General features: G+C 37.5%; 25 protein-coding genes, 2 tRNA genes and 1 other annotated feature. Of the genes, 15 read left to right on the top strand and 12 right to left on the bottom strand.

All coding sequences use genetic code 11. The annotated features are described in order from the left end of the window. Positions 1-12: 12 nt before the first annotated feature. Entirely contained in the window at positions 13-258 is a 246-nt protein-coding gene (locus QF028_RS06410) for a DNA alkylation repair protein (RefSeq protein ID WP_168244799.1), read from the bottom strand. A gap of 99 nt (positions 259-357) precedes the next feature. Here QF028_RS06410 and QF028_RS06415 point away from each other — a divergent pair, with 99 nt between their 5' ends. Further along, a complete protein-coding gene (locus QF028_RS06415; RefSeq protein ID WP_429464552.1) occupies positions 358-636 on the top strand; it encodes a hypothetical protein in 279 nt (92 codons plus the stop codon). A 12-nt stretch (positions 637-648) separates the two neighbouring features. Then, the gene (locus QF028_RS06420) at positions 649-1,107 is read left to right on the top strand and encodes a FixH family protein (protein ID WP_429464553.1); all 459 of its coding nucleotides are present in this window, start codon (positions 649-651) and stop codon (positions 1,105-1,107) included. A gap of 43 nt (positions 1,108-1,150) precedes the next feature. On the opposite strand, the gene QF028_RS06425 is transcribed toward QF028_RS06420, so the two are convergent. Continuing rightward, positions 1,151-1,636: an Hsp20/alpha crystallin family protein gene (locus QF028_RS06425; protein ID WP_429464554.1), complete on the bottom strand. Its 486-nt coding sequence runs from the start codon at positions 1,634-1,636 to the stop codon at positions 1,151-1,153. A 183-nt stretch (positions 1,637-1,819) separates the two neighbouring features. On the opposite strand from QF028_RS06425, the gene QF028_RS06430 reads away from it, so the two are divergent. Together QF028_RS06430 and QF028_RS06435 are read left to right on the top strand one after the other, a co-directional pair. After that, positions 1,820-2,590, top strand: a complete 771-nt coding sequence (locus QF028_RS06430) for an SDR family oxidoreductase (protein ID WP_429464555.1) — start codon at positions 1,820-1,822, stop codon at positions 2,588-2,590. A gap of 89 nt (positions 2,591-2,679) precedes the next feature. Next, complete coding sequence (locus tag QF028_RS06435; RefSeq protein ID WP_179195904.1) at positions 2,680-2,838, top strand: hypothetical protein; 159 nt, start codon at positions 2,680-2,682, stop codon at positions 2,836-2,838. Positions 2,839-2,898: 60 nt separating this feature from the next. Here the strand turns inward: QF028_RS06435 and QF028_RS06440 are convergent, their stop codons facing one another. Then, positions 2,899-3,459, bottom strand: coding sequence for a GNAT family N-acetyltransferase (locus QF028_RS06440; protein ID WP_429464556.1), 561 nt, complete (start codon positions 3,457-3,459; stop codon positions 2,899-2,901). 303 nt (positions 3,460-3,762) lie between these two features. After that, positions 3,763-4,890 carry an amidohydrolase gene (locus tag QF028_RS06445; RefSeq protein ID WP_429464557.1) on the bottom strand — a complete coding sequence of 376 codons (1,128 nt, stop codon included), beginning with the start codon at positions 4,888-4,890 and terminating at the stop codon, positions 3,763-3,765. Between the two features lie 170 nt (positions 4,891-5,060). Here QF028_RS06445 and QF028_RS06450 point away from each other — a divergent pair, with 170 nt between their 5' ends. The 3 genes from QF028_RS06450 (at position 5,061) to dapF (ending at position 7,495) form a co-directional block, all read left to right on the top strand. Next, the gene (locus QF028_RS06450; RefSeq protein WP_088088653.1) at positions 5,061-5,384 is read left to right on the top strand and encodes a DUF4870 domain-containing protein; all 324 of its coding nucleotides are present in this window, start codon (positions 5,061-5,063) and stop codon (positions 5,382-5,384) included. A gap of 271 nt (positions 5,385-5,655) precedes the next feature. Next, on the top strand, positions 5,656-6,432 hold the full coding sequence (locus QF028_RS06455; RefSeq protein WP_214998335.1) for a hypothetical protein: 777 nt from the start codon (positions 5,656-5,658) through the stop codon (positions 6,430-6,432). A 79-nt stretch (positions 6,433-6,511) separates the two neighbouring features. Next, positions 6,512-7,495 carry a diaminopimelate epimerase gene (gene dapF / locus QF028_RS06460; RefSeq protein ID WP_429464558.1) on the top strand — a complete coding sequence of 328 codons (984 nt, stop codon included), beginning with the start codon at positions 6,512-6,514 and terminating at the stop codon, positions 7,493-7,495. A 7-nt stretch (positions 7,496-7,502) separates the two neighbouring features. On the opposite strand, the gene QF028_RS06465 is transcribed toward dapF, so the two are convergent. After that, positions 7,503-9,344 (bottom strand): DNA ligase D, encoded by a 1,842-nt coding sequence (locus QF028_RS06465; protein WP_429464559.1) that lies wholly within the window; start codon positions 9,342-9,344, stop codon positions 7,503-7,505. Positions 9,345-9,474: 130 nt separating this feature from the next. Here QF028_RS06465 and QF028_RS06470 point away from each other — a divergent pair, with 130 nt between their 5' ends. The 4 genes from QF028_RS06470 (at position 9,475) to QF028_RS06485 (ending at position 12,299) form a co-directional block, all read left to right on the top strand. Beyond that, positions 9,475-10,305 carry a Ku protein gene (locus QF028_RS06470; protein ID WP_214998337.1) on the top strand — a complete coding sequence of 277 codons (831 nt, stop codon included), beginning with the start codon at positions 9,475-9,477 and terminating at the stop codon, positions 10,303-10,305. A gap of 112 nt (positions 10,306-10,417) precedes the next feature. After that, positions 10,418-11,383 (top strand): nucleoside hydrolase, encoded by a 966-nt coding sequence (locus tag QF028_RS06475; RefSeq protein ID WP_214998338.1) that lies wholly within the window; start codon positions 10,418-10,420, stop codon positions 11,381-11,383. A gap of 323 nt (positions 11,384-11,706) precedes the next feature. Then, positions 11,707-11,907, top strand: a complete 201-nt coding sequence (gene cspD, locus QF028_RS06480; protein ID WP_088088644.1) for a cold-shock protein CspD — start codon at positions 11,707-11,709, stop codon at positions 11,905-11,907. Positions 11,908-12,095: 188 nt separating this feature from the next. Next, positions 12,096-12,299 (top strand): cold-shock protein, encoded by a 204-nt coding sequence (locus tag QF028_RS06485; protein WP_179195903.1) that lies wholly within the window; start codon positions 12,096-12,098, stop codon positions 12,297-12,299. Between the two features lie 43 nt (positions 12,300-12,342). On the opposite strand, the gene QF028_RS06490 is transcribed toward QF028_RS06485, so the two are convergent. Together QF028_RS06490 and QF028_RS06495 are read right to left on the bottom strand one after the other, a co-directional pair. Continuing rightward, positions 12,343-12,636: a DUF6509 family protein gene (locus QF028_RS06490; protein WP_429472209.1), complete on the bottom strand. Its 294-nt coding sequence runs from the start codon at positions 12,634-12,636 to the stop codon at positions 12,343-12,345. Positions 12,637-13,349: 713 nt separating this feature from the next. Beyond that, on the bottom strand, positions 13,350-14,699 hold the full coding sequence (locus QF028_RS06495) for an amino acid permease (RefSeq protein ID WP_429464560.1): 1,350 nt from the start codon (positions 14,697-14,699) through the stop codon (positions 13,350-13,352). Positions 14,700-14,759: 60 nt separating this feature from the next. Next, positions 14,760-14,995 (bottom strand) — a binding site (T-box leader). A gap of 474 nt (positions 14,996-15,469) precedes the next feature. Here QF028_RS06495 and QF028_RS06500 point away from each other — a divergent pair. After that, positions 15,470-16,693, top strand: a complete 1,224-nt coding sequence (locus QF028_RS06500; RefSeq protein ID WP_429464561.1) for an IS110 family transposase — start codon at positions 15,470-15,472, stop codon at positions 16,691-16,693. A 240-nt stretch (positions 16,694-16,933) separates the two neighbouring features. Here the strand turns inward: QF028_RS06500 and QF028_RS06505 are convergent, their stop codons facing one another. From QF028_RS06505 to QF028_RS06520, 4 genes are all read right to left on the bottom strand, one after another. Then, positions 16,934-17,374, bottom strand: a complete 441-nt coding sequence (locus tag QF028_RS06505; protein ID WP_429464562.1) for a cell wall hydrolase — start codon at positions 17,372-17,374, stop codon at positions 16,934-16,936. Positions 17,375-17,925: 551 nt separating this feature from the next. Further along, the gene (locus QF028_RS06510) at positions 17,926-18,294 is read right to left on the bottom strand and encodes a hypothetical protein (protein ID WP_429464563.1); all 369 of its coding nucleotides are present in this window, start codon (positions 18,292-18,294) and stop codon (positions 17,926-17,928) included. Between the two features lie 401 nt (positions 18,295-18,695). Then, a tRNA-Ser gene (locus QF028_RS06515) sits at positions 18,696-18,787 on the bottom strand. Positions 18,788-18,798: 11 nt separating this feature from the next. Then, a tRNA-Gly gene (locus QF028_RS06520) sits at positions 18,799-18,872 on the bottom strand. Between the two features lie 218 nt (positions 18,873-19,090). On the opposite strand from QF028_RS06520, the gene QF028_RS06525 reads away from it, so the two are divergent. The 3 genes from QF028_RS06525 to QF028_RS06535 are packed head-to-tail and all read left to right on the top strand — an operon-like array spanning position 19,091 to position 22,630. Beyond that, positions 19,091-19,843 carry a DeoR/GlpR family DNA-binding transcription regulator gene (locus QF028_RS06525; protein WP_410885772.1) on the top strand — a complete coding sequence of 251 codons (753 nt, stop codon included), beginning with the start codon at positions 19,091-19,093 and terminating at the stop codon, positions 19,841-19,843. Continuing rightward, entirely contained in the window at positions 19,840-20,754 is a 915-nt protein-coding gene (gene pfkB, locus QF028_RS06530) for a 1-phosphofructokinase (RefSeq protein WP_429464564.1), read from the top strand. The genes QF028_RS06525 and pfkB overlap by 4 nt, the downstream gene beginning before the upstream one ends. 13 nt (positions 20,755-20,767) lie before the next feature. After that, positions 20,768-22,630, top strand: coding sequence for a PTS fructose transporter subunit IIABC (locus QF028_RS06535; protein WP_429464565.1), 1,863 nt, complete (start codon positions 20,768-20,770; stop codon positions 22,628-22,630). A gap of 28 nt (positions 22,631-22,658) precedes the next feature. On the opposite strand, the gene QF028_RS06540 is transcribed toward QF028_RS06535, so the two are convergent. Beyond that, on the bottom strand, positions 22,659-23,945 hold the full coding sequence (locus QF028_RS06540; RefSeq protein WP_429464566.1) for an MFS transporter: 1,287 nt from the start codon (positions 23,943-23,945) through the stop codon (positions 22,659-22,661). Positions 23,946-24,057 lie beyond the last annotated feature (112 nt).

Genomic DNA, 24,057 nt, shown 5'->3' on the forward strand with positions numbered 1-24,057 from the left:
TGAAGAAGAAGATTATATCGGCTGTTCGCCAAATTTGATAAACGTACGTTCATCCTCAATTAAACCACAGGCACCGCATTGGACTCGAAATTCTGGTCCATTATAAGGGAGGTGGAAGGGTTCTAAATCATTTTCACCATACTCTCGGATTACTGCTCCCGATTGAGGGTCAAGTTTAACAGATTGGGAAACTTGTTGAATAACATTAAAGCGGCTCCGATTCGTTTTGCAATTTGGACATTTATAAGGGGTAGACATAAGGTTTCTCCTTTCTTTGACTTGTTAAATTATATTTTTTGCAATAGTGTTAGTAAATATGTAACAATGCAAGTGAAGACATAAAAGGGGAGGGATTGTTTGTCGAAAGAAAGAGTGTCCTTCGATGAATTACTAGAGGAATATCGGCAGATTTGGAATAATCGTATACTAGAAACAGAAGGAAAAGGTAGTGAAGTGACCCTATTCGAAGCGATAAAAAGGGAGCTTCAAGATGAAAACTCACACCCGAGGATCCGGAAAAACAAGTATGAGAAATACTATTCTGCAATCAAAAGAGTGATTAATTCTACGATTTCTCTAGAAGCCAAGCTATTGTTAATTGAAATTCATAATGAAGTAATGGAAGAATTAAGTTAGGAGAGAGGAACCTTGAAAAAGCTTTTCGTTTTTTTGGTGACTGTTCTATGTTTAAGTATGGTTATTTCGTGCAGTAATAAAAAAGAACAAGCCGATAATCTACCGCAAATGGTAGAAGTAGAGTTATCCATTAACCCGGACCCAGGCAAAATGAATCAACCGATTACATTTGAAGCGAAGGTTACTCAGGGGAATGATCAAGTGAAGGATGCTGAGGTTATTTTTGAGATCTGGCGTGCAAAGGATGACAAGCATGAAAAGGTAGAAATTAAGCATGCTGAAAAAGGAATATATCGCTTAGAAAGATCCTTCTCACAAGAAGGTACTTATTATATCATTTCTCACGTTACAGCAAGAGATATGCATAATATGCCTAAAAAAGAATTTACCATTGGGACCCCAAGTGCACCTGAGGATCCCAACACCAAAAACTCCATGGATGGTATGAAGATGGAAGATGAAGATCAGTAAACTAAAGGACAGAAAAATTGGCTGTCCTTTACACTAATGACGTTCATGAAATTTCAGTAACATCGATTTGAGAAAACTGCATATCAACATTTTTGGGGATTTTCACTTCAAGCATATAATCCTTGAAGGTAGCAGTTGCCCCCTTCTTTTTTACAATTGCAGGAAGGATGATCGTGTGTTTATCTTCATGTTGTGGAATATGCTCAACAATTAGTTGATTAGATGTATGAAAAATACGGAGCTGTTTAATCCATTCCTCTTTTTTGATTGGAATTCTAACATACACAAAATCATGGGTCTCAAAGGCCGTTGAATTCAATATACTCCTCGTTGGCTCCTGCGGGGATACCGACGATTGAAAACCCTTAAACATCTCTTGAGGGTTCATCACACCTTTCATGTTAGCGGGCATGATTTTCCCCATAAGATCCTGAACATAGTTATTGATTTCTTCAGGCTTCATTTTTGTTATCTTATCCTTCAAATCGTTATCAAAAGGAAACTTATCCCAAGGGAACAATGATCTCATCCTTTCCACCTTTTGTAGCTATCTTATCCTATGCCAATATTTGCCCATTCGTTATTAAAACTTACATCCTTTGCAGAGGAACAAGTTTTCACTATAGAGATGGAACTAAAATTTGCATAAATAATTGTTTCTTTTTAACATATAGTTAAGAGAGAAATTCTAAACATTGAGAGGTAATGATTTGTGAAAAAGAAAACGGCTTTGATTACGGGGGGAGCTTCTGGTATTGGCAAAAAAACTGCTTTATATCTCGCGGAAAATGGGTATCAGCTAGTCATTAACTATCGTAATAGTAAAGCAGAAGCTATTTCTTTAGCAAACCAATTGACTAAATATTATGGAACGCATAACATTACGATTCAAGGTGATGTCTCGAACATGGAGGATTGTATCCGAATTGTTGATGAAGCCCTTGCTGTATTTTCCACCGTGGATGTTTTAGTTCATAATGCAGGTCCATACATACATGAAAGAAAGAAGCTGACAGACTATTCCTTCGATGAATGGAATTATATATTACAAGGGAACTTAAGTGCTGTATTTTATTTGTCAAAACTTATTATTCCTTCGATGCGAAACCAAAAATGGGGAAGAATTATTACAATCGGATATGACCGAGTCGAAACCGCACCAGGTTGGATATTTCGTTCTGCGTTTGCTGCAGCGAAGACAGGAGTAGCGTCACTTACAAGGACAATTGCAATTGAAGAAGCAGAACATGGGATAACCGCTAATATGGTTTGTCCGGGTGATATAATAAATGAATGGAAAGATAGTAATATCGGGGATGCTATAGCAGCAATGGGTGATAGCCCCATTGGAAGGCAAGGAACAGGAGAAGATATAGCCAGAGTAATTGCCTTCCTTACGGATGAAAAATCCGATTTAATTACTGGAAGTATAATACCTGTCACAGGTGGACTTGACGTATTAGGTAAAGTACTTAAGAATTAGTATAATTTTGAACTATTTGATTTTCAGGAATGAAAACAGCTTCTTTTGTGGACAATAGAAAATAATCATCTATGAAAGGAGCAAAGAAAATGAGTTTTAACATGAACAGAATTAACCCTAATCAAACCCAAGTATTTTTTCATGATGGCCGCTTTGAAACATTGACGAATGAGGAATTAGATGAATTTTTGCTCCAAATGGGTCTTAATGACGTAAACGAAAGCATGGAGCAAAATTTAACGGAATAATATGAAGATTTCTTTCCTTGAAAACTAAATAAAAACAATCGGCGAGGGCCGATTGTTTTTTTATGCCTCCAGCAATTGTGAATCGTCTGATTGAACTGCTCCGTTTCGCATAAGGTAAAAGGTGTATTGATCCTTTGGAATCTCATATAAATCATATACTTCACCATTTGCGTTTAATTGCTCATAAATAGATTTTCTACTTTCATTTGCTTTTATAACATAAGGTAGTTTTTCAGCAGCTTTTATTGAGCGAATATTAACCTTGCGGATGCGCATAAAAACTGTCTCAATTCCCGTTTCATAAAAAAGTTCTTGAAAAAAGGCATCCTTAGCCGGGCTATTATAACCCTTGCCATGGTAGGGCTTGCCAAGCCATGTTCCTAAAAAACCTGCATTGTCCTCAATATCAAATAGATTAATTGTTCCGATAGGAGCTCCCCATTCATCGAGAATGGTCCGTGAAATTAATTCACCGCGTTCTTCGGATTCTATGGTTTGTTTTGTCATAAATAAAAATTCTTCATAAGAATCAGCTTTTTGGCGTACAAAAGGGAAGACATCAGGGTGCGTCATTAATTCGTACAATGCGTGGCTGTCATGAAGATCACGTTTTTTAAGCATGAAAATCCCTCCATTAGGGCATTCCGATCCCATGTCAAAAGAAGCGGTCCACCCTCGAAATTTTTTATAAAGTTACTAAAAAATTTCGGGGTGGGAATCGAACCCACTAGAACCAGTAAAACTGGTGGCGCACCATTTGCCTTCCCTATATCATTTTTTTGTTAACAAATTGTGTTCGTAAACCCCCAAAGTATTCAGGTCTAAAACATTTTACTTAGAGTATAATACAAGAAAAAAACCAAAAAATAAATAGGTTTTTTGTGTATTTTTCGATAATATTTTTTGCCAATTTTCAACATTAATCTATCTTTCTTGATAGATCATTTCACCGCCAATCATCGTCCACTTTGGCTTTGCTAAATAATGGAATGGGTGATGGCTCCAAAGCACTAAATCTGCGTCCTTACCCTCTTCGATACTTCCGACGGTATTGTCTATTTTTAAATTTTTGGCTGGTAATATGGTGATTCCTTCTAGTGCTTTTTTCTCGGATAATCCTTCTCGAACAGCAAGGCTCGCGCAAATATTTAAGTATTGAATTGGTGTATAAGGGTGGTCGGTAACAATTGATACTTCAACACCATGATTGGTCAGTTCTTGATAGGTTTTCCATGTTTTATTTTTTAATTCTACCTTGGATCTTCGTGTCAATGTAGGTCCTACAGAAACCTTTAAACCCATTCCAGATAATTCACTGGCTATTAAATGCCCTTCAGTACAGTGCTCAATACGTAAATCTAGATTAAACTCTTCTGCAAAACGAAGCGCTGAAATAATATCGTCCGCACGATGAGCATGAATTCTTACGGGAATTTCTCTTTTTAAGGCCTTCACGATAGGAGTAATTCTAGGCTCCTCGGGATTATCCGCATGGCTGGCTTTGTAGAAGGCTTCTCTTAGCATCCCCATAATCCCCATCCGTGTAATGGAATCATTATTCCCATGGCTATGAATTCTTTTTGGATTTTCCCCTAAGGCTATTTTTAAGCCTGAAACTTCTTGGATAATCATTTTTTTTATATTTTTACCAGTAGTTTTAATGACTGAAGTTGTTCCGCCAATGACGTTGGCGCTTCCCGGCATGACATGGACAGTTGTAATGCCGCTTTTGACGGCATCAGAGAACGCTGGGTCCAATGGATAAACACCATCAATTGCCCGAATATGGGGCGTGAGGGCTTCGACTGTTTCATTTGCATCATTCCCAGCCCAGCCAGTTCCTTCATCATAAAGACCTAAGTGAGTATGAACATCAATAAAGCCCGGTAAAAGAAATAAATCCTCACAATCGATTATTTTTACTTTTAAGTCTGTCGTTAAATTTTTGCCTAATTTTTTAATTTTCCCTGCTTCAATTAGGACATCACAGTGATGGATTGGTTCTGATGAAATTGGATATACCGTTGCGTTTTTTAAAAGTATTTTTGTCATAATAAAACCTTTCTACACGTTGATAATAGTTATTTTATTAATTTTACCAATTTACGTGCCTAGGGAGAAGTTTGATCCCATAAATTTTTTCAAGGATAACGAAACCTTTTAAAACCATTGGCGTAAATATTAATGAATTTAAAAAATATATTCCAATGGGGGAATAGAAAATGGTTAATCAAGATGAAAGGTTGTTTGCTGCTGGTATTTATGTGTTAAGTATATTTTTCCCAGTTATCGCACCGCTAGTTATCTGGTTAATAAAAAAGGATGAGTCATCATTCATTGATTATCACGGCAGGGAATACTTTAACTTTTTGATTTCCTATACAGTTTACTTTTTTGTTAGCGGATTATTAACACTCATCTTAATTGGTTTTGTAGCACTAGCGATATTAGGCGTAATGCTCTTTGTATTCACCATTATTGCAGCAATCAAAGCCTTTGAAGGAAATGAATATCGATTTCCGTTAATTTTTAGGCTAATTAAATAATCTTGAGAAATATACCCGGCAAAAAATTTGACGGGTTTTAGGGATTTTGTTGGAATAAATGTTAAATACAGTATATTGCGGCTCTTTCTTTGCATTCACATGCATCATAGTCCTCCTTGGGTTTAGTGTATTTATTTTTAGAAAAAAAGAGCTAGCCTCTTAACAAAGTCATATCATCCCTTTTTTTTGTTCTTTAATCGAAATCTCCTATCATTTTTTAGTCGAATAGTAAATAAACTAAAACTAGAGGAATTGATAAGGAGTTTTCTAGATGAAAATAAATGAATATTACCGGGATACGGCTCATTTGAACTTAAATGGTAGTATTGCTGCTCTGATTCCAGCTGTTATGATTGTTGCTGGCAATCTTTCTATTATTAAAAACAAAGAAATAATGATATTAACTATACCTTTCCTGATTTATAGCTTGATTTGTTTTCAAATCTATCTTTTTAGAATAAGGCAGTCGATATCCATTGACAGAAATATGGCAAATTCAAAGCGCATTAGGGAGTCTTTATTTGAAACACGACATTTACTTGTCTTATTTCTGAACACAAACTCTCCACGCCTTCTACTCTATTTTCCTGACGGGCATCTAGCAGGGATGATTAAAAGGTTTCATAACCAGGGCTTAAAGAAGCTTAGGATTTCGAAAATTTATGCTCTCTATAATTTGGATAACGATGCCATCGGATATTTTAAGGTTACTGGCAAAAAGATTGAGGTATTTGACCATAAAAGGCATTATTTAGGCTGCTTTGAAAAAAGGAAACTAGATTGGAGAACAAATAAGAAGGAATTACTAGATTCGAAAGGCAGGTTTATTGGTGCTGTAGAAGGGTCATCTACTTTTATGGATGAGCAAGTAATAAACAAAAATGACCTTCCGGACGGACGGCTTCGAAGGGGATGGATGCCGGTTGAATGGAGTCCACTGTTTCCAGAACCTAATACACCAGTCCTCTCACTTAGGGAGACTTTATCAGAGGAGGACAAGCTTCTCCGAATGTCATTTATTGTTAACGAATATTTTATCGAAAGATAGAAGTATCGACAGTTTCCCTCATGAACATTGAATGATATGATAAATAAAACATGTTTATCAATTTTGTGGGGGTTTTACGATGCAAATCAATTTAATTAAAGGCCATGGTTCGGGAAATGACTTTCTAATAATCGACGAAAAATCGAATGGATATGCTTTTACGGAAAGTGAACGAGCGGACCTCGCCAAGTTATTATGTAACCGTCAATCCGATTTGGGCGCTGACGGGATTCTTTTCGTTATGCAAAGCGAAAACGCAGATGGAAGAATGCGTGTATTTAACTCTGACGGGTCGGAAGCTTCAATGTGTGGAAATGGACTGCGTCTTGTGGCTAGATATGTTTGCGAACATCTAGGGCAAAATAGCGCTGTGATTGAAACGATGAAAGCCAATCTGAAGGTAAGCAAACAAAACGACCTTTTACAAGATATCCACACCTACCAAGTGGAAATTTCGCCGGTGCTGTTTGAATTAAAAGCCCTCCCATTAAATTTAAATAAACCAACTCTTTACAATGAAAGAATTGAAAAACTTTCAGGGGATTTAAGGTTCACAGCTCTTGCAGTACCGAATCCGCATTTAATCGCCATTGTTGAAGCGGAACAGCTCAAAGGTGACCTCCAAAAACAACTTAGTGAAAAGGTGAATGGTCCCAATGATTTGTTTCCTGACGGCGTCAATGTAAGTTTTGTTAAACACTTGCAACCTGGTTCAATTTATGTAAGAACCTTTGAACGTGGTGTTGGTTTTACGAATGCCTGTGGTACTGCAATGTCTGCCTCCACGCTAGTCACTTGTTTACAAGAATTAAATGAGTTCGAAAAAGTTGTTAATGTTTATAATAATGGTGGAAGAGTCCAGTGTGTAGTTCACGAAAGCGAGGGGAAATACACAATTGACTTGATCGGAAATGCTACCTATCTTTATAATGCGACAGTCAATGTTGATCTCGAGCAAGGAGCGTTTACTGTCACTTCGAAAACGGAATTGATGGAACAGACTTCTTATGAGAAGTTACAATCAGAAGCAACAAGGTATCTCGAAGACGGAATAAAAGGATAGGGCTCTCCTATCCTTTTTTGGTGCCTTTTTTTAGGATCTCTAAGACAGGTGCAAACGCCTGGGTTGATTTTGTTTGAAAGTAATTTGAAAAGGGATCACCTTGTTGGCGTATTCGCTTGATCGCATTTTCCATGTTAAACGATACTAGCTCGAGCTTTTCATTTACTTCCTCCCAATAAAGGGGGGTGGCAACACCTGCATATTCGTTTCCTCGCATCGAATAGGGTGCAACAATCGTTTTTCCTTCGCTATGTTGCACATAGTCAACGTATAGCCTGTTCCCCCGCTTTTTTTTCATCCTCTCAATCGTGAAGGAGTCAGGATCCTTGGAAATTAAATACTCAGCGACAAAGCTTGTAAATAACCTGGTATCATCGTAAGAATATTCATTTTCGGGTAGTGGGATGTAGATTTGCAGCCCCTTGTTCCCAGAGGTTTTAATGAAACCTATTAAATTCAATTGATCGAGGACTTCTTTGATTAGAAGTGCTGCTTTTATCGCCAATTGAAAGTGATCGATGGAAGGCGGGTCTAAATCAAAGACAATTTCACTGGGACCCTTGCTATGAATGGTTTGAAATGGCACGTGGAACTCAATCGCTAATTGGTTACCAAGCCAAACGAGTGTTTTAAGATTATTGCAAAGAATATAGTCAATCCCCTCGGCTGAATGTGTCTGCACAAATTCAGGAGCATAATCTGGACAGTTTTTTTGATAAAATGCCTCTCCGAACATCCCGTGTGGAAAGCGGATGACTGTTAATAAGCGGTCTTTTAATAAAGGCAGCATATACGGTGATATTTCTCGTAAGTACAGGATATAATCGGCTTTGCGTATGGAAAGTTTTTCCCAAAGAGGTTTATCAGGATGGGTAATATCTAAGTCTTCTGGCAGGTTCTTTTGTGCGAAAATAAAACGATCGTATGTACATAAGGATGGTTCTAAATCAAAGCGAAATCGATCAAAATGGGGCTCACGCAGCTGATTTTCATAGAGTTCTAAATATTTTACTTCTATACAAATGGCAGGTTCAACAATAATCATTTGTGCATCTTCACGGAGCATATTTTGTTTAATTGTTTGTTGCAAAGCTTGTTTTTCCTCCGGTTTAAAGCCGAAAAGTACCTGGCCGATAGGATGGATCTTATTTTCCTTATAGACACTTACGTAAAAGTAACCATTTGTTTTATCATAAGCATTAATAAAACAGCTTACATATTTCCAATTTTTATATTTCAACCATTGTAAGGAACGTTTTCCTTCTTCCCACAGACTATTCTTGTGTTTAGCAATAATTCCTTCCCCATCATTTAAAACAACCTTTTCCCATAACAAATCAAAATCATCATGAGCCTGGACAAGCTGAAGTAATTGTTCATCATAGGGGTCAGCCTCCAATTCCAATCCGATTTTTTGAAACAGTTTGATGAGTTCCTTCTTCCGTTTATGGAAAACAAGGGAATGTAATGCTTTTCCGGTCATCACAAGCACATCAAATACCATCAAGCGGCATGGAGACTTGCTAGCTTGTTCGTTAATTTTTCGTTCCGATTTTAATCGGCCTCGTATTTGAATCATTGAGAAATTAGCTTTATGCATGTTTTCTAATGAAACGAGCTCCCCATCTAATTGAAGAGGTATGTAGGGTTTGAATTGTTTTTCATGTTTTAACAAAAATTCCTTTATTTCTGGAAATTGGGGGAGAAGTGACTTTCCGTTCCTGCTGGTCAGTTTAATTCCTTGTGAATCCCATTCCAAAATAGCGCGAAATCCATCATATTTAACTTCATAGAACCAATCAGGATGAACTGGTAGATCAAATGTAAGACTTGGCAGCATCGGTTTCATCGTAAAAAAGTCCCTTCTTTTTTAGTTTATTTTGTTTAATTATCGTCGAATTCATCCTTTTCCAATTGTTTTTAGGAATGTGATTGTTTTGGTGACGTACAATAATAACAAAAAGATTGGAGAATTAACCATGCATACGATGTGGAAGGGCAGTATTAGCTTTGGACTTGTAAACATTCCCATCAAGCTCCATACGGCGACAGAAGATAAAGATATAAAGCTCCGGACCCTGCATAACAAATGTCATGCCCCGATTAAATATGAAAAAGTTTGTTCTGTTTGTGAGGAAGAAGTGAAGCCAGAGGATATCGTTAAGGCATATGAATATACAAAAGGGAAATTTGTTGTCCTTGATAATGAAGAACTCGAAAAGTTAAGAAAAGAAAACGAAGAGAAAGCGGTCGAAATTATTGATTTTGTAAAAATGGAACAAATTGATCCGATCTATTATGATAGAAGCTACTATATGTCTCCCAGTGAGGGGGGCGGAAAAGCCTATTCCTTGCTTCGAAAGGCCTTGTTGGAGTCTCAAAAAGTTGGACTTGCCAAAATCATCATTCGATCAAAGGAGCAATTAGCCGTTATACGGGTATATGAAAATGTCTTAGTCATGGAAACAATTCATTATCCTGATGAAGTTCGTAAAGCCGGTGATGTACCTAGTGTACCTTCAGAAGACAAAGTGACGAAAAGAGAATTAGACACTGCTATCTTACTGATTGATCAATTAACAACAGATTTTGAGCCGGAAAAATACACTGATGAATACCGGACTGCATTGTTGGAATTGATTGAGTCTAAAAGAAGTGGACAAGAAACCGTATCAGCTGCAACGAAGGAAGTAGCGTCAAATGTCACTGATTTAATGGCAGCATTACAGGCATCCATTGATCGCACAAAACCCAAAAAAGCGGCAGCTCCTAGAAAGAAAGCAGCAACAAGAGTCAAAAAGGAAGCATAATCTAAGAAATTTGCTAACGACCGATTCGAATTCTCTCGGGTCGGTTTTTCATGTTCTTTCAACCATTTTCTTTGCATAATTTTAATAAATATAGAAAATTGGAGGAGAGGCTATGGCTTATAATGTGCTTATGATTGCTGATCCTGGTATCGATGATTCGTTTGCCATCATGTATGCCTTACTTAATCCGAAAATAAACCTAGTTGGTATTGTCAGTGGTTATGGAAATACACCGAAAGAAAAATCGGTTAAGAATACAGCTTACCTGTTAACTTTAGGTGGGAGAGCAGATATTCCGATCATAGCAGGTGCAGCAGGACCAATATCAGGTGAATCAATAGTGTTTTACCCTGAAATACATGGCAAAGAGGGATTAGGACCAATTAAGCCTCCAGATACGATCCAGAATGTAAAAGTTTATGATATTAACAAAATTCTTGAAATTGTTACACAATATAAAGGAAACCTTGTGATTGTTTCTGTCGGAAGATTGACTGAGTTAGCATTGATGTTTATCTTATATGGGAATGACGCATTAAAGGGAGTAAACTCATTTTATATTATGGGAGGGGCTTTTTTGGTCCCTGGAAATATTTCTGCTGAAGCTGAGGCGAATTTTTATGTGGATCCAATTGCGGCAGATACCGTTATGGAAAAAGCTCATAATATTCATCTTTTTCCTTTAAACATAACAAACAAAGCAATTATAACTCCTGATATTATTGACTTCCTTAGCAAAAACAGCCCGACACCCTTTAAACCATTATTAAAACCAGCCTTTGATTATTACTATAAAGCCTATCAGAAGAATGTGCCGGGAATTAAAGGTGCACCACTACATGATGTGGTCCCGTTAATGGCATTAACGGAACCGGATTTCGTAAAATATATCCCGAGAAGAGTAAGAGTAGAGGAATTTGGTAATGCCAAAGGCAAAAGCATCGCTGATTTTCGACCAAAACCTGATAAAGAACCGGTTAATACTCTTGATTACATTGGCATGGAAGCGGATTTACAGAAATTTGTCGTCAATTTCATGGAAATATTTTTACAAGGTAATTTCAATAAAGAGTTATGAACTCAATTTGGGATTCATTGACTTGGAATACAATTCACCCCAACGTAAAAAATCTGATTGCTGGTGAGTGATAGGAAACTATTATATTTTTAACTGATATATATTCACTGAATTTCCTAGTTTTTGAAATTTTGTTGACTGAATAGCCGAAATGAGTTAAAATAAAGGTACGCTTTTAAGTTAGTTAAATATTTATTGCTTTAAGTAGTCGTAACTGCACGAAAATGTGGGTGATGTCTATTGCCCAAACGTGTTAGTGCGTCTTTTTTATTTTTTTAAATGTAGGATAAATTAAAAGTGAACTATATTTTGGGGGTTTTTCCATGAACAACGGTAAAGTTAAATGGTTTAATGCAGAAAAAGGATTTGGATTTATTGAAGCTGAAGGCGGTCAAGACGTATTCGTACACTTCTCAGCTATCCAATCAGAAGGCTTCAAAACTTTAGAAGAGGGCCAATCAGTTTCTTTTGAAATCGTTGAAGGCGCTCGCGGACCACAAGCTTCTAACGTTAAAACAGTTTAATTCTTTTAAAAAAAGGTGATGCACCATGATTAAGCATCACCTTTTATATATATGATTTATACACAAATAGAATAGTTTAAAAGTCAATAGGATACTGCTAAATGATGTATTTGATATTTTCCATATTATTTAGCTAGCAAACTAAGTATTTAAAAACAGTCATGCACTAATTACAAGGGGTGATCGTTTTGGCGTTTGGTAGAAAAAATGATGAGGAAATCAAATTAGAAGAAACTAAAATTTGGGTATGTAGTTCAGAGACTTGTAAATGCTGGATTCGCGACAATTTTAAAAGCACTGATGTGCCACTATGTCCGATCTGCAAAAGTGAAATGACAGAAAGTACTAAAGAATTGCAGGTAATTCACAATCATAGTAAGAATTTTATGTGATCAAATTGTTAGCAGGGAGGTTTCATTTCTCCCTGCCTTTTTATTATTCTTTTGCGTTTTCTTTACAATAGGCAAGGACCAGTTCTTCTTCATCCTCTTCCAGATCAAAGTCAAGGACCTTTTCGCTCCCTTGTTCATAAAGATAAAAGTTGGTTATTTTGTCACCATTTTCGTCGCTGACGAAAATGGCCCTTAGGCCAATTCCTTTATCCGAATAAAGCTCATCCTCTTCATCTACATCAAGATCTAAGAAAAACTCATATCGGTCACCTGATAATAAACCGAATGGATCTTCCAATTTTTCAACTGAGTGTCCAGTAATGTTCAAGTGTATCATCCTCTTCAAATTATTCATCCTAATTATTATACACATATCTAAATCAACAAGAAAAACTAGAAGTAGCATTGTTATAATTATTTTTCTCGAATAGTGTTAATTTTACATAATAATTTCAAATAAAAATGGGATTATTCTATTGCAGGTGTGACCGTCTAGTTAAATGACACAGTTTTTGCTCATTTAAGTGACACACTTAAATGGAAGTTAGATTAAAATAAATGTCCTTTGACACGGAGCCTCTACGAATATGATTCTCTTATAAAACGAAGTCAAACTGTTTTTGGTAAATAAAAAGGTATTATGTTTTATGAATATAAAAAGAGCCTAAATATACAAGTAGTGAATAAAAACTTGCATAATTTAGGCTCTTTTTAGTTTATTCCTTGTTTCAGTAAAGCACCCGTTAGCCATCCATGAAGCGCGCGCAAAAATCGGCTCTTCACCACAGGAGAATGAAAATGGTTAGGAAGTGTCTATACTGATACTGACCTTAATCCAGTCAACCCTAATCCATAGACTTATTAATTATCGCTCTCCTCTTTTTTTTAACGATTGAGCAGGGTCTTCTTAAGTATTGTCATTTTTCTAATCTTGAAGAAACTTATTTTCATGGTAGTTGAAGAACAGGTCTAGCATGAGTGTAGTGGCTGCATGAGCTGCCTTAAGTAAGGCTTGATGATAATAACCATCTATTTCAATTATCACTTCTGCTAGATTTTGTTAAGGCGTCTTTTCCATACATACGTTAAGGTAATAAAGATGTAGATGCAAAGTGTAATGATCGTTACCATGATGGATGTCGTGAAAATGATTCCGATCAGGATCGTAATTAAAGCGATGATCGCAGCCCAAGTCGTATACGGGAACCATTTAACTGAATAGGCACTTGTTTTTCCGGGCTGTTGTTTACGTGATTTCAAATGGGCGAAGGCAATGATCAACCAGATGAATAATACGGTATATCCCAGCGATCCCATCAGAAAATCGAAGGTCTTACTTCCAGCAAATAAGGAAATCAGTACACCGCCAAATAAAGTGGAAGTACAAATTAATATTGCGTAAACAGGAACTTTCTTCTTGGATAAACTTGAAAAGATTTTCGGAATGCGACCGTCCACGGCTTGTGTATACAGAACGCGGGATGAACCATACAATCCAGAGTTCATCGATGAAATAATCGCTATTAGAACAACGGCGTTCATAATATGGTCAGCACCTGGAATCCCTATCATTTGAAAGACCATCACAAACGGACTTTCAGGCACCCCGTTTACTTCGTTCCAAGGAATTAAACTAACGATGATGAAAAATGGAATGATATAGAAAGAAATGATCCTGACCAATGTACTGCGAACGGCTTTTGGAACCACTTTTTCGGGATTTTTCGTTTCTGCCAATGTGACCCCGATAATTTCTGTACCGCCATATGAATAAATTACCACCAGCATCGCCGTGATTAAACCAGTGGATCCATTCGGAAAGAAACCGCCATGGTCAGTCAAGTTAGAGAAACCGACTGCTGTATGATCACCAAAAGTCACGAGCAGCAACAATAATCCAGCCATGATGAACACAATGATGACGGTAATTTTAATTAAAGCAAGCCAGTACTCCGTTTCAGCAAAAACCTTTACTGATAGCAAGTTGATTGCTGTAACTAACACCGAAACAGCTAATGCCAGTATCCAGATTGGATATTCAGGCAGCCAATATTGAATGAAAATAGCCGCAACGACTGATTCGGCCGTGATGTTCAATACCCACATTTTCCAATAGATCCAATCAAGGAAATAGGCAGGATACTTTCCTAAAATAGATTGGACAAGATCCCTGAATGTTCTTGCACCGCTATTACGGACCGCCATTTCAGCTAAACCTTGCATGATGAATAATAGGATGATGCCCCCTATCAAGTAAGCAATTATTATGGATGGGCCTGCCATATCAATTGCTGAACTGCTTCCTTTAAATAAACCTGCCCCAATGGCACCGCCTAATGCCATCATCGTAATATGCCTTGAAGTCATTGTCCTCTGTAAATTCCGTTTGTCCGTTTCCATATCCTAACCTCCCAAAAAATCATAAAAGGCATATCGTCTCTTTCTTCATAATCAAATGAAGAAAGAGACGATATGCCTTAAGCTTACCGCGGTACCACTCTTATTGGCTCTTTTCGAACCCTGCTTTAAAAACCTTGTAACGAAGGTCAATCGTTAAAACCAGAGAATAGATTAACTCTAATCTTTCGCTTTACCACTCCCAGGCAAGTTCAAAGTTTCATTGGACTGCGTTGCTCCAACCCGCAGCTCTCTTTACCGAATAATGAGCTTTTACTACTCCTGATCTTTGCGTTTTGAAAATTATATCTGAATATTTTTTATAATATCCAATACTATACGGATGAGAAGTAAATTTGTCGATAGTTTTTTCAGGATAATAATTTTAAAGAAACAAATCATAGGAATATGTGGTGAAATAGCTATATAAATCAGTAAAATACTATTTAAAATATAATATGATGCCTAATCCCCGGGAAAACTTGCGAGTGGCAACAAGTAAAGCTACCCGTTAGCCATCCATGAAGCGCAAAAATCAGCGCTTCACCACAGAGAATGAAAATGGGCTAGAACCGTCAATACTGATTCTACGGCTGGGAGAGGAAGGTCCTGAACTATGGTGCGTTAGAGCCCATCCGTTAGTCTGACTCCACCGACCACGGTGCACCACTGACTGTCGCTCCCTTACGGGAAGCACACATGGTAGATTAATCCTATTCTGGTTGTTGCACCAGCCTCTAATTATAATGATTGCCGTAGAAAGGATGTTTTCAATGGATGTAGTCATTGAAAGAGCATGCGGTATGGATGTCCATAAGGACAATATTACTGCCTGTATTTTGACACCTAAAGGAAAGGAGATTCAAACGTTCTCTACTAAAACTGTATTTCTTTTACAGTTGGTTGACCGGATTAAACAACATAATTGTACCCATGTCGCCATGGAAAGCACGAGTGTTTATTGGAAGCCTATTGTGAATTTACTGGAAGCTGAGGATATCGAGTTTTTAGTGGTGAATGCCCAACATATGAAGGCTGTTCCAGGACGAAAGACAGATGTGAAGGATGCAGAATGGATTGCCAAACTTCTTCGCCATGGATTACTTAAAGCCAGTTATATCCCTGACCGAAATCAACGTGAATTGCGTGAACTCGTTCGATATCGTCGAAGTATTATCGAGGAGCGTGCCAGACAACATAATCGAATCCAAAAAGTGTTAGAAGGCGCGAACATTAAGTTGGGATCTGTGGTCTCAGATGTGTTAGGTGTTTCAGCACGAGAAATGCTTGATGCCATTGCCGATGGTGAAGAGGACCCTGAAAAACTAGCAAACTTCGCCCGACGCAGCATGAAAAAAAAGAAAGAAGAACTGGAACTCGCCCTAAAAGGCTATATTAATTCACATCAACGCCTCATGTTAAAAACCATTTTAGGTCATATTGATTTTCTTACTGAGCAAATCGAGATGCTTGTTAAGGAAGTTGCGGACAGAGTCAGTTCCCATCAGGAAGATGTATCACGATTGGATTCGATTCCTGGAATAGCGACCAGAATGGCTGAGCAAATTCTATCCGAAATTGGGACTGATGTAAAAAAACAATTCCCCACTGCAGCTCATATGTGTTCTTGGGCAGGATTAGTTCCTGGGCAAAATGAAAGTACTGGAAAAAGAAAATCAGCCAAAACTAAAAAAGGAAATAAGTTTTTAAGATCGGCGTTAACAGAAGCAGCTCATTCAGTAAGAGGATCCAAAAACTATCTCGGAGCACTGTATAGACGTACAGCATCCCGAAAAGGTAAGAAACGTGCTGGTATTGTAGTCGCTCACGCAATGTTACGTATCTCTTATTATCTCTTAACCCGAAAAGAAATGTATGTAGACTTAGGCGAAGACTACTTTGATAAGCAGAGACAACAATCTATCGTTCGGCATGCACTGAGACGACTCGAAAGTTTAGGATACACCGTTACGTTAGAAGAACCTAAAGCCTCTTAATCCAGTTACTTTCTAAACCATGGATCAATGAATCTGGCGCTCTCCCCTTTTTTAAAAAATGATTGAGCTGCGACCTCTTTAGTATTGCCTTTTTCTCTGTGTTACAGAAGTTTATTTTCATGGTAGCTTAAGTACAATATTTCACAATCTTGCTTTCTTGGATAAAAACTATTACTAAAAGTTTTATTTTATTTTGCGTAAATATTCTAAATATATAAAAATCTTACTCATAGAGTAAGCTTAACCGCTATAAACACTATCACATGTTCCAGCTTTTGGTTCATAAAAACAATGTTGTTTAAATTGACCGGATTGAGGTTGATCGTACCATGTTGGAGGGCATGGAGCATGTGGATTAAAATACCAAAGGGCATATTTCGCTGGGTGGTCTCTCCAATAATTCAAATTCTGTTTTGCTAATCTTCTTTCAGCAGTTCTTGATCTTTGATAAAATACATTCCCTTTTTGAACGGCTTCAAAGGAAAAATTTCCTCCTTGTACTTGAAAAACAACTTGGGGAACTGTTCTTAAACCTTTAAAATCTAAACAATTTGCTGCAAGACGATTCACAATTACATTTCCAACATATAACATTCCCTGTTTTCCTTCACCTTCGGCTTCTGCTCTCATCATCCTTGCCATTACGTCAACGTCTGAGCTTCGGTAATTTACTCTTGGCATTTTTCCACCCCCAAAATATAGTATGAAAAAAAGTCTACATTCATGTTATTGTTTATTTAATAAGAATGCTTAATTTTTAAAGCTTACAGTTTTTAAGTAAAATGAAAACTATTGCATTCTTTTTATCCCCTTATTCAACTATACTGCCCGTTAGCCATCCATGAAGCGAAAAATCAGCGCTTCACCACAGAGAATGAAAATTAATCTTGTAGTCTATACTGTTTTAATGCTGGCGAAGAAGGTCTTTGAACTATGGTGCCTTTGAGCCCATCCGTTAGTCTGACTCCAACTACCACGGTGTACCACCGACTGTCGCGCCCTTTAGGGGTAGCACTCATGGGAGATTAATCCTTTTTCTGGTTGTTGCGCCAGCTTTGTCTGATCAAATGTTAAGTAGAAAGATGTTACTAAATCACTTTACAGCACACCCTAATATTATCTTTCAAGAGGCTCAGCCTTTTTTTAAAAACTGGTTTTTCTGGGTCTATTTTTCTATGCCCTTTTTCAGTTTTTATTTTCATGGGAGCTTAATAAGAGAAATAGAAGTATTGTTATTTAGTTACCACTACATACTGTCTCTCTCTAAATGAAAACCGTTCACTTAATTCGTCAAATAAGCGTTTTTCGTTTAACCTAAAATTTCCTATATCATTAATGAAATGCTTTGTTTTTAAGTTAACAACAACATTTAGTATATCGTTCTTTTCTTTCAGTTCATCTCCATCCAAGCAAGTATATAATTCTATACTTTCCCCGTCGGAAAGATTTTCATTTATTTTTCTAGTGTTACAACAATCAAGATGATACACAAAAGGGTTGGAAAATTTACCCTTTATTTCATCATAACCGTCTAAGTCCCATACTGATATAATATGTATAAATATTAGCTTATATACATTTTTTCTTGAGTATCGATTCATAAATTTACTGCCAAAACATACATTAATTAATTTCCAGAAACAGCCAAACAAGGGTCTCCCTGATTAACCAAGGCAATCATGTATGCCTCTCCATGTAATAATGTACGTTTCAAACTGGAAAAAAGTGTCCCAATTTATCAAGCAAAAACTGTGTCATCTCTTTCAAGCGGTCACAGCAGGATTAAGGTAAGATAAAAATGTAAAAAAACACATAGATTGTATGCAGTCCTTTTCTACCTTTCAGTTTGCAAGGGAAAAATGTCCTCTATGTATTAATAGGGACCCTGAATGGTTAAGTCCTTATCAATAAGGAACATGCAAAAACCGCCAGAAATTATTTCTGGCGGTTTTTATATTAATATAAACACGATAAAACATCGTGTTTTTTGAAAGAATATGTATGGAGGAGAAGATGAGATTCGAACTCACGCAACGGTTACCCGTCCTAACGCATTTCGAGTGCGCCCCCTTATAACCACTTGGGTACTTCTCCATTTTGTCCTATGGAGCGGGTGAGGGGAATCGAACCCCCGCCGTCAGCTTGGGAAGCTGAAATTCTACCATTAAACCACACCCGCAATATTTCAAAATGATACATAAATATTATACCATAATCATTCGACATGGAGCAGAAAAGTTTTGTTTTTAAAAGTTGATATATTATGTATTGTAGAAAAATTCAAATAACGTTCAAAATCATTCAATTTATGAATGATTTTGAAAGAAAATGATTGATTTTTGCAATCGTTTTCAGTATTATGTACTTAAGAAGAATAAAAAAATAGGTGGTGATGACTTGTTAACACCAGAACGTCATCGAATCATACTTCAATTGTTAAAAGATAAGAATGTTATTAAAATTAATGAAATTATGGAGTTAACCGAGTCTTCGGAGTCAACAATTCGCAGAGACCTCTCTTTGCTAGAAGACCAAAAATTTCTAAAGAGGATCCATGGAGGTGCCTCAAGATTACAGGGGAAACTTCAAGAGCTAAGTATGATTGAGAAATCCTCCAAAAACCTTCAAGAAAAACGATTGATTGCTCAATATGCAGCGAATTTAGTGGAGGAAGGAGATTGCATTTATCTTGATGCTGGGTCCACTGTGATTGAAATGATTGAATTCCTGCCATTAAAGGAGATCGTTGTTGTCACGAATGGATTAATGCATTTAAAGCCATTATTAGATAAGGGCATATCGACCTATTTAATTGGCGGTTTGGCGAAGCCGAATACAAATGCTTTCATCGGAAGGGGAGCCTTAGCTGGTTTAGACCTTTACCGTTTTGATAAATGTTTCATAGGTGTTAATGGCATCCATCCACAATTTGGATTTACAACTCCAGACCAGGAGGAAGCAATGGTGAAGCAAAAGGCAATTTCACTTTCAAGAGAGACCTATGTTTTAGCAGATAATACAAAGTTTGCTGAAATCTCGTTTGCCAAAATTGCTGATATCCATGAAGCAACTATTATCACTAATGATGTAGATGACGAAACGCAGAAGCAATATGTAAATAGAACAACTATAAAGGTAGTGACATCATGATATATACATTAACTTTAAACCCTTCAGTCGACTATATAGTCAAATTAGAGAGCTTTCAGCTAGGAGAATTAAATCGAACTATAAATGAGGCGAAGTTTCCTGGTGGAAAAGGGATAAATGTCTCAACGGTATTAAACCAATTTGGTACCAAAAGTAAGGCACTTGGATTTATTGGTGGTTTTACTGGGGCTTATATTGAACAATATCTTCATAATGAAAAAATTGATACAGACTTTGTTGAGGTTGATGAAGATACTCGAATCAATGTAAAGATTAAGACCAGTCAAGAGTCAGAAATTAATGCCATTGGTCCAAATATTTCAGAACAAAACTTCATACGCCTAAAACAAAAAATTCACCACTTAGGGGCAGATGATCTATTAGTACTAGCTGGAAGTATCCCCGCTAGCTTACCTAAAACAACCTATGAGGAACTAGTGAAAATTTGCAGTGAAAGTGGAGCAGACTTTGTTGTTGATGCTGAAGGTGATTTATTAAAAAAGGTTCTTCCTTATCGGCCATTTTTAATCAAACCGAATCATCATGAACTGGGGGAATTATTTGACACCACCATTGCAAACCCAGCTGAAGTCATCCCATATGGCAAAAGACTCGTGGATATGGGAGCGAAAAATGTAATTGTTTCTCTTGCAGGCGCAGGAGCGGCACTGATAAATAGCGGAATGACACTTTTTGCGGAGGTTCCAAAAGGGGAAGTGAAAAATTCAGTTGGGGCAGGGGACTCTATGGTCGCAGGTTTCTTGGCTGCCTACGAGCGGACCAGAAATATTGAAGAAGCTTTTCGTTATAGTGTAGCGTCAGGAAGTGCAACAGCCTTTTCACTAGGTTTATGTACCAAGGAAAAAGTAGAAGAACTCCTTCCACAAGTTCATATTAAAGAGATCCGTTAAGGGAGAGAAAACCATGAAAATTACTGAATTATTATCAAAAAATACGATTCTTTTAAATATTGAAGGCAATCAAAAAGAAGCAACGATTAATCAGCTGGTTGATGTTCTTTTTAATGCAGGGAAAATATCGGATCGCACTGAATTTAAAGCAGCGATCCTAAAGCGTGAAGAGCAAAGTACAACTGGAATTGGGGATGGGATCGCTATCCCGCATGCTAAAACACAAGTAGTGAAAGAAGCCGCTATTGTCTTTGGTAAATCAGCTGCAGGTGTTAATTATGAATCATTGGACGGTAAACCGGCACATCTATTTTTTATGATTGCTGCTCCAGATGGTGCGAATAATACACATTTAGAAGCGTTAGCCCGACTCTCTGGTTTGTTAATGAAAGCGGAAGTCCGATACGATCTTCTAAAGGCAACCACTCCTGAAGAAATCATTGACACCATTAACCGAAATGATAAAGAAGAAAAACAAGAAACAGTAACAATAAGTAAAAAGAATTTAATAGTTGCTGTTACAGGATGTCCAACTGGTATTGCACATACCTATATGGCCGCCGACTCCTTAAAAGCAAAAGCATCTGAAATGGGTGTAGATATTAAGGTTGAAACCAATGGTTCTGGCGGCGCAAAAAATATTCTGACCAAGGAAGAAATTGAAAATGCAACAGCAGTCATTATTGCTGCAGATATCAATGTGGAAATGGAACGATTCAACGGCAAGCATGTCATTCAAGCAGCAGTAGCAGAAGGAATTCGTCGCCCAGAACAATTAATTGATAAAGCGCTAAAGCAGGATGCACCTATATTTCGAGGAAATGGCGGACAAAGTGAAAAGGGATCCGATCAAAAAGGGTCACGTACAGGCTTTTATAAGCACCTAATGAATGGTGTTTCTAATATGCTTCCATTTGTTGTCGGCGGTGGAATTCTTATTGCGATTTGCTTTATGTTTGGTTATAACTCATTTAAGCCTGACGATCCATCCTACAACCAGATCTCAGAAGCATTAATGACGATTGGCGGCGGTAACGCATTTGGACTCATTGTTCCTGTTTTAGCAGGGTTTATTGCTCTAAGTATTGCAGATCGTCCAGGTTTTGCTCCAGGTATGGTTGGCGGTATGATGGCGGCAAGTGGCGGAGCAGGCTTCCTTGGCGGTTTAGTTGCTGGTTTTCTCGCAGGTTATGTTGTCCTTCTTCTGAAAAAAGTATTTGCCGGGCTGCCTAGATCTTTAGAAGGTATTAAGAGTATCTTACTGTACCCTCTTTTTGGAATTGCCATCACAGGATTCATCATGCTTTATGTAGTGAATAAACCAGTTGCATGGTTAAATGGAACAATTGCTGATTGGTTGACAGGTCTTGGGACAGGTAATGCAGTTTTATTAGGTATTGTGCTAGGTCTTATGATGTCGTTTGATATGGGGGGGCCAGTTAACAAGGCTGCCTATGTATTTGGAACAGGTTTATTAGCGAGTGGTGTTTATGAACCAATGGCAGCGATTATGGCTGCAGGTATGGTACCGCCGTTAGCAATTGCTCTTGCAACGACATTCTTCAAAAATAAATTTAATGACCAAGACAGAGATGCTGGTAAAGCATGTTATGTAATGGGATTATCCTTCATTACCGAAGGGGCGATCCCTTTTGCTGCAGCTGACCCATTGCGTGTCATTCCTTCCGTTATGGCTGGTTCAGCTATCGCAGGTGCACTTTCAATGGCGTTCGGAATTGGTCTCCGCGCACCACACGGTGGAATATTTGTAGTCCCATTGGTTGAAAATGGAGCCCTTCTTTACGCACTAGCTATTTTAGTTGGATCAGTTGTATCAGCACTATTAATCGGTTTCTTAAAAAAACCAGTGAAATAATTACAAAATGAAAGAGCTGAGGGATTCCTCAGCTCTTTTCTCCTTGGGCATTGGGTTTTATGGCCATTAATGCGACAAGTGCCGCAATGATACTTAGACTGCCTAAGAGGATAAAAATCCAATGGATCGCATGCTTTAATAACAATGCAATAATCGGAGGTCCAGCAGCAACTCCAATAAACCTCATGGAACTATAAATTGATGAAATGGTTCCTCTTTCTTTTTTTTCAACGCCTTCGGTAATTAAAGCGTCTAGACATGGAAGGCCTGCACCGATTCCAATTCCGCTAATAAGAAACATGGTAATCATGTACCAAAGCTTAATCGAAAACCATAATGCACCAATGGATAAGGCTGTTGCGACAATTCCGGCAAACGTGATCCATTTCATCAATATTTTATTTTTCTTAATCACCTTACCGCTTATAAACGATGATAGGCAAAGTGCTCCTAGTGGTAATGCAAGAAAAAATCCCTTTTTAATATCCTTAATGTTGTATTCTTTTTCAAAAATTTCCGAAAGATAAAATAAAATCCCAAAAAGGACTAGCATGAGTATTCCACCAATAAAAAAGATACCGTATAGCCAACGGCCCTTTTCAGTAAAGGTTTTTTTCACGTTGATGAAAAACTCTTTGAAAGGAATTGGTTTCTCGGTTGTTTTTGGACTTTTGACCAGAAATATGATCATCACAACGGAAATGGCACAAAATACAGGGAATGAAAAAAACGGCAAAAACCATATGAATCCTGCTAGAAAAGCCCCTAAAATAGGACTTAATACTTTCCCAAACGTATTGGATGTTTCAATTAGACCCAAACAACAACTAACATCATCTTCGTTATTAAACATATCACCAACCAATGGCATGACAATAGGAGCCGCCCCTGCTGCTCCGACCCCTTGCAGTGCTCTACCAGCTAAAATAATCCAATAGGCATCATCAAGTTTCCATGAGGCAAATCCTGAAATTAGACCGCCAATACCGGCAATGATGAGACTAGGGATAATGACCTTTTTTCGACCAATATGGTCTGATAGGTATCCTGCGACAGGTATTAAAAAAATGGCGACAATCGAATAGACAGTAATTATCATACTCGTTTGAAAAGATGAAATTGATAATTTTTTTTCCATTGAAGGTAGAACTGGTATTAACATTGAATTTCCCAATGTCATGACTAAAGGAATGGATGACAGTGAGATGATTGCCCACTTTTGATTAGATATCTCATTGGACCGCTTTTGTCCGGCTGCAGATTGTTTCTTTTTCACAGCTTTTGGATTTTGGCTTAAATGTTCAATATGTTCCATTAATCTTCAATCCCGCCTTCATGATTTGCTATTATTACTATTCGCTTAATCACCTCAAAAAACCCCAGTTAAGGCATCCTTTAAATGGAAAAGAATTAATTTGAAATTTTCT

The organism is Neobacillus sp. B4I6, assembly GCF_050434045.1.
In the GTDB taxonomy this organism is placed as follows: Bacteria; Bacillota; Bacilli; order Bacillales; family Cytobacillaceae; genus Neobacillus.

Coding starts and splice junctions, on each gene's coding strand:
- QF028_RS06410 (WP_168244799.1), bottom strand. CDS start 258: ATGTCTACCCCTTATAAATGTCCAAATTGCAAAACGAATCGGAGCCGC.
- QF028_RS06425 (WP_429464554.1), bottom strand. CDS start 1,636: ATGAGATCATTGTTCCCTTGGGATAAGTTTCCTTTTGATAACGATTTG.
- QF028_RS06435 (WP_179195904.1), top strand. CDS start 2,680: ATGAGTTTTAACATGAACAGAATTAACCCTAATCAAACCCAAGTATTT.
- QF028_RS06440 (WP_429464556.1), bottom strand. CDS start 3,459: ATGCTTAAAAAACGTGATCTTCATGACAGCCACGCATTGTACGAATTA.
- QF028_RS06445 (WP_429464557.1), bottom strand. CDS start 4,890: ATGACAAAAATACTTTTAAAAAACGCAACGGTATATCCAATTTCATCA.
- QF028_RS06450 (WP_088088653.1), top strand. CDS start 5,061: ATGGTTAATCAAGATGAAAGGTTGTTTGCTGCTGGTATTTATGTGTTA.
- QF028_RS06455 (WP_214998335.1), top strand. CDS start 5,656: ATGAAAATAAATGAATATTACCGGGATACGGCTCATTTGAACTTAAAT.
- dapF (WP_429464558.1), top strand. CDS start 6,512: ATGCAAATCAATTTAATTAAAGGCCATGGTTCGGGAAATGACTTTCTA.
- QF028_RS06465 (WP_429464559.1), bottom strand. CDS start 9,344: ATGAAACCGATGCTGCCAAGTCTTACATTTGATCTACCAGTTCATCCT.
- QF028_RS06470 (WP_214998337.1), top strand. CDS start 9,475: ATGCATACGATGTGGAAGGGCAGTATTAGCTTTGGACTTGTAAACATT.
- QF028_RS06475 (WP_214998338.1), top strand. CDS start 10,418: ATGGCTTATAATGTGCTTATGATTGCTGATCCTGGTATCGATGATTCG.
- cspD (WP_088088644.1), top strand. CDS start 11,707: ATGAACAACGGTAAAGTTAAATGGTTTAATGCAGAAAAAGGATTTGGA.
- QF028_RS06490 (WP_429472209.1), bottom strand. CDS start 12,636: ATGATACACTTGAACATTACTGGACACTCAGTTGAAAAATTGGAAGAT.
- QF028_RS06495 (WP_429464560.1), bottom strand. CDS start 14,699: ATGGAAACGGACAAACGGAATTTACAGAGGACAATGACTTCAAGGCAT.
- QF028_RS06500 (WP_429464561.1), top strand. CDS start 15,470: ATGGATGTAGTCATTGAAAGAGCATGCGGTATGGATGTCCATAAGGAC.
- QF028_RS06505 (WP_429464562.1), bottom strand. CDS start 17,374: ATGCCAAGAGTAAATTACCGAAGCTCAGACGTTGACGTAATGGCAAGG.
- QF028_RS06510 (WP_429464563.1), bottom strand. CDS start 18,294: ATGAATCGATACTCAAGAAAAAATGTATATAAGCTAATATTTATACAT.
- pfkB (WP_429464564.1), top strand. CDS start 19,840: ATGATATATACATTAACTTTAAACCCTTCAGTCGACTATATAGTCAAA.
- QF028_RS06535 (WP_429464565.1), top strand. CDS start 20,768: ATGAAAATTACTGAATTATTATCAAAAAATACGATTCTTTTAAATATT.
- QF028_RS06540 (WP_429464566.1), bottom strand. CDS start 23,945: ATGGAACATATTGAACATTTAAGCCAAAATCCAAAAGCTGTGAAAAAG.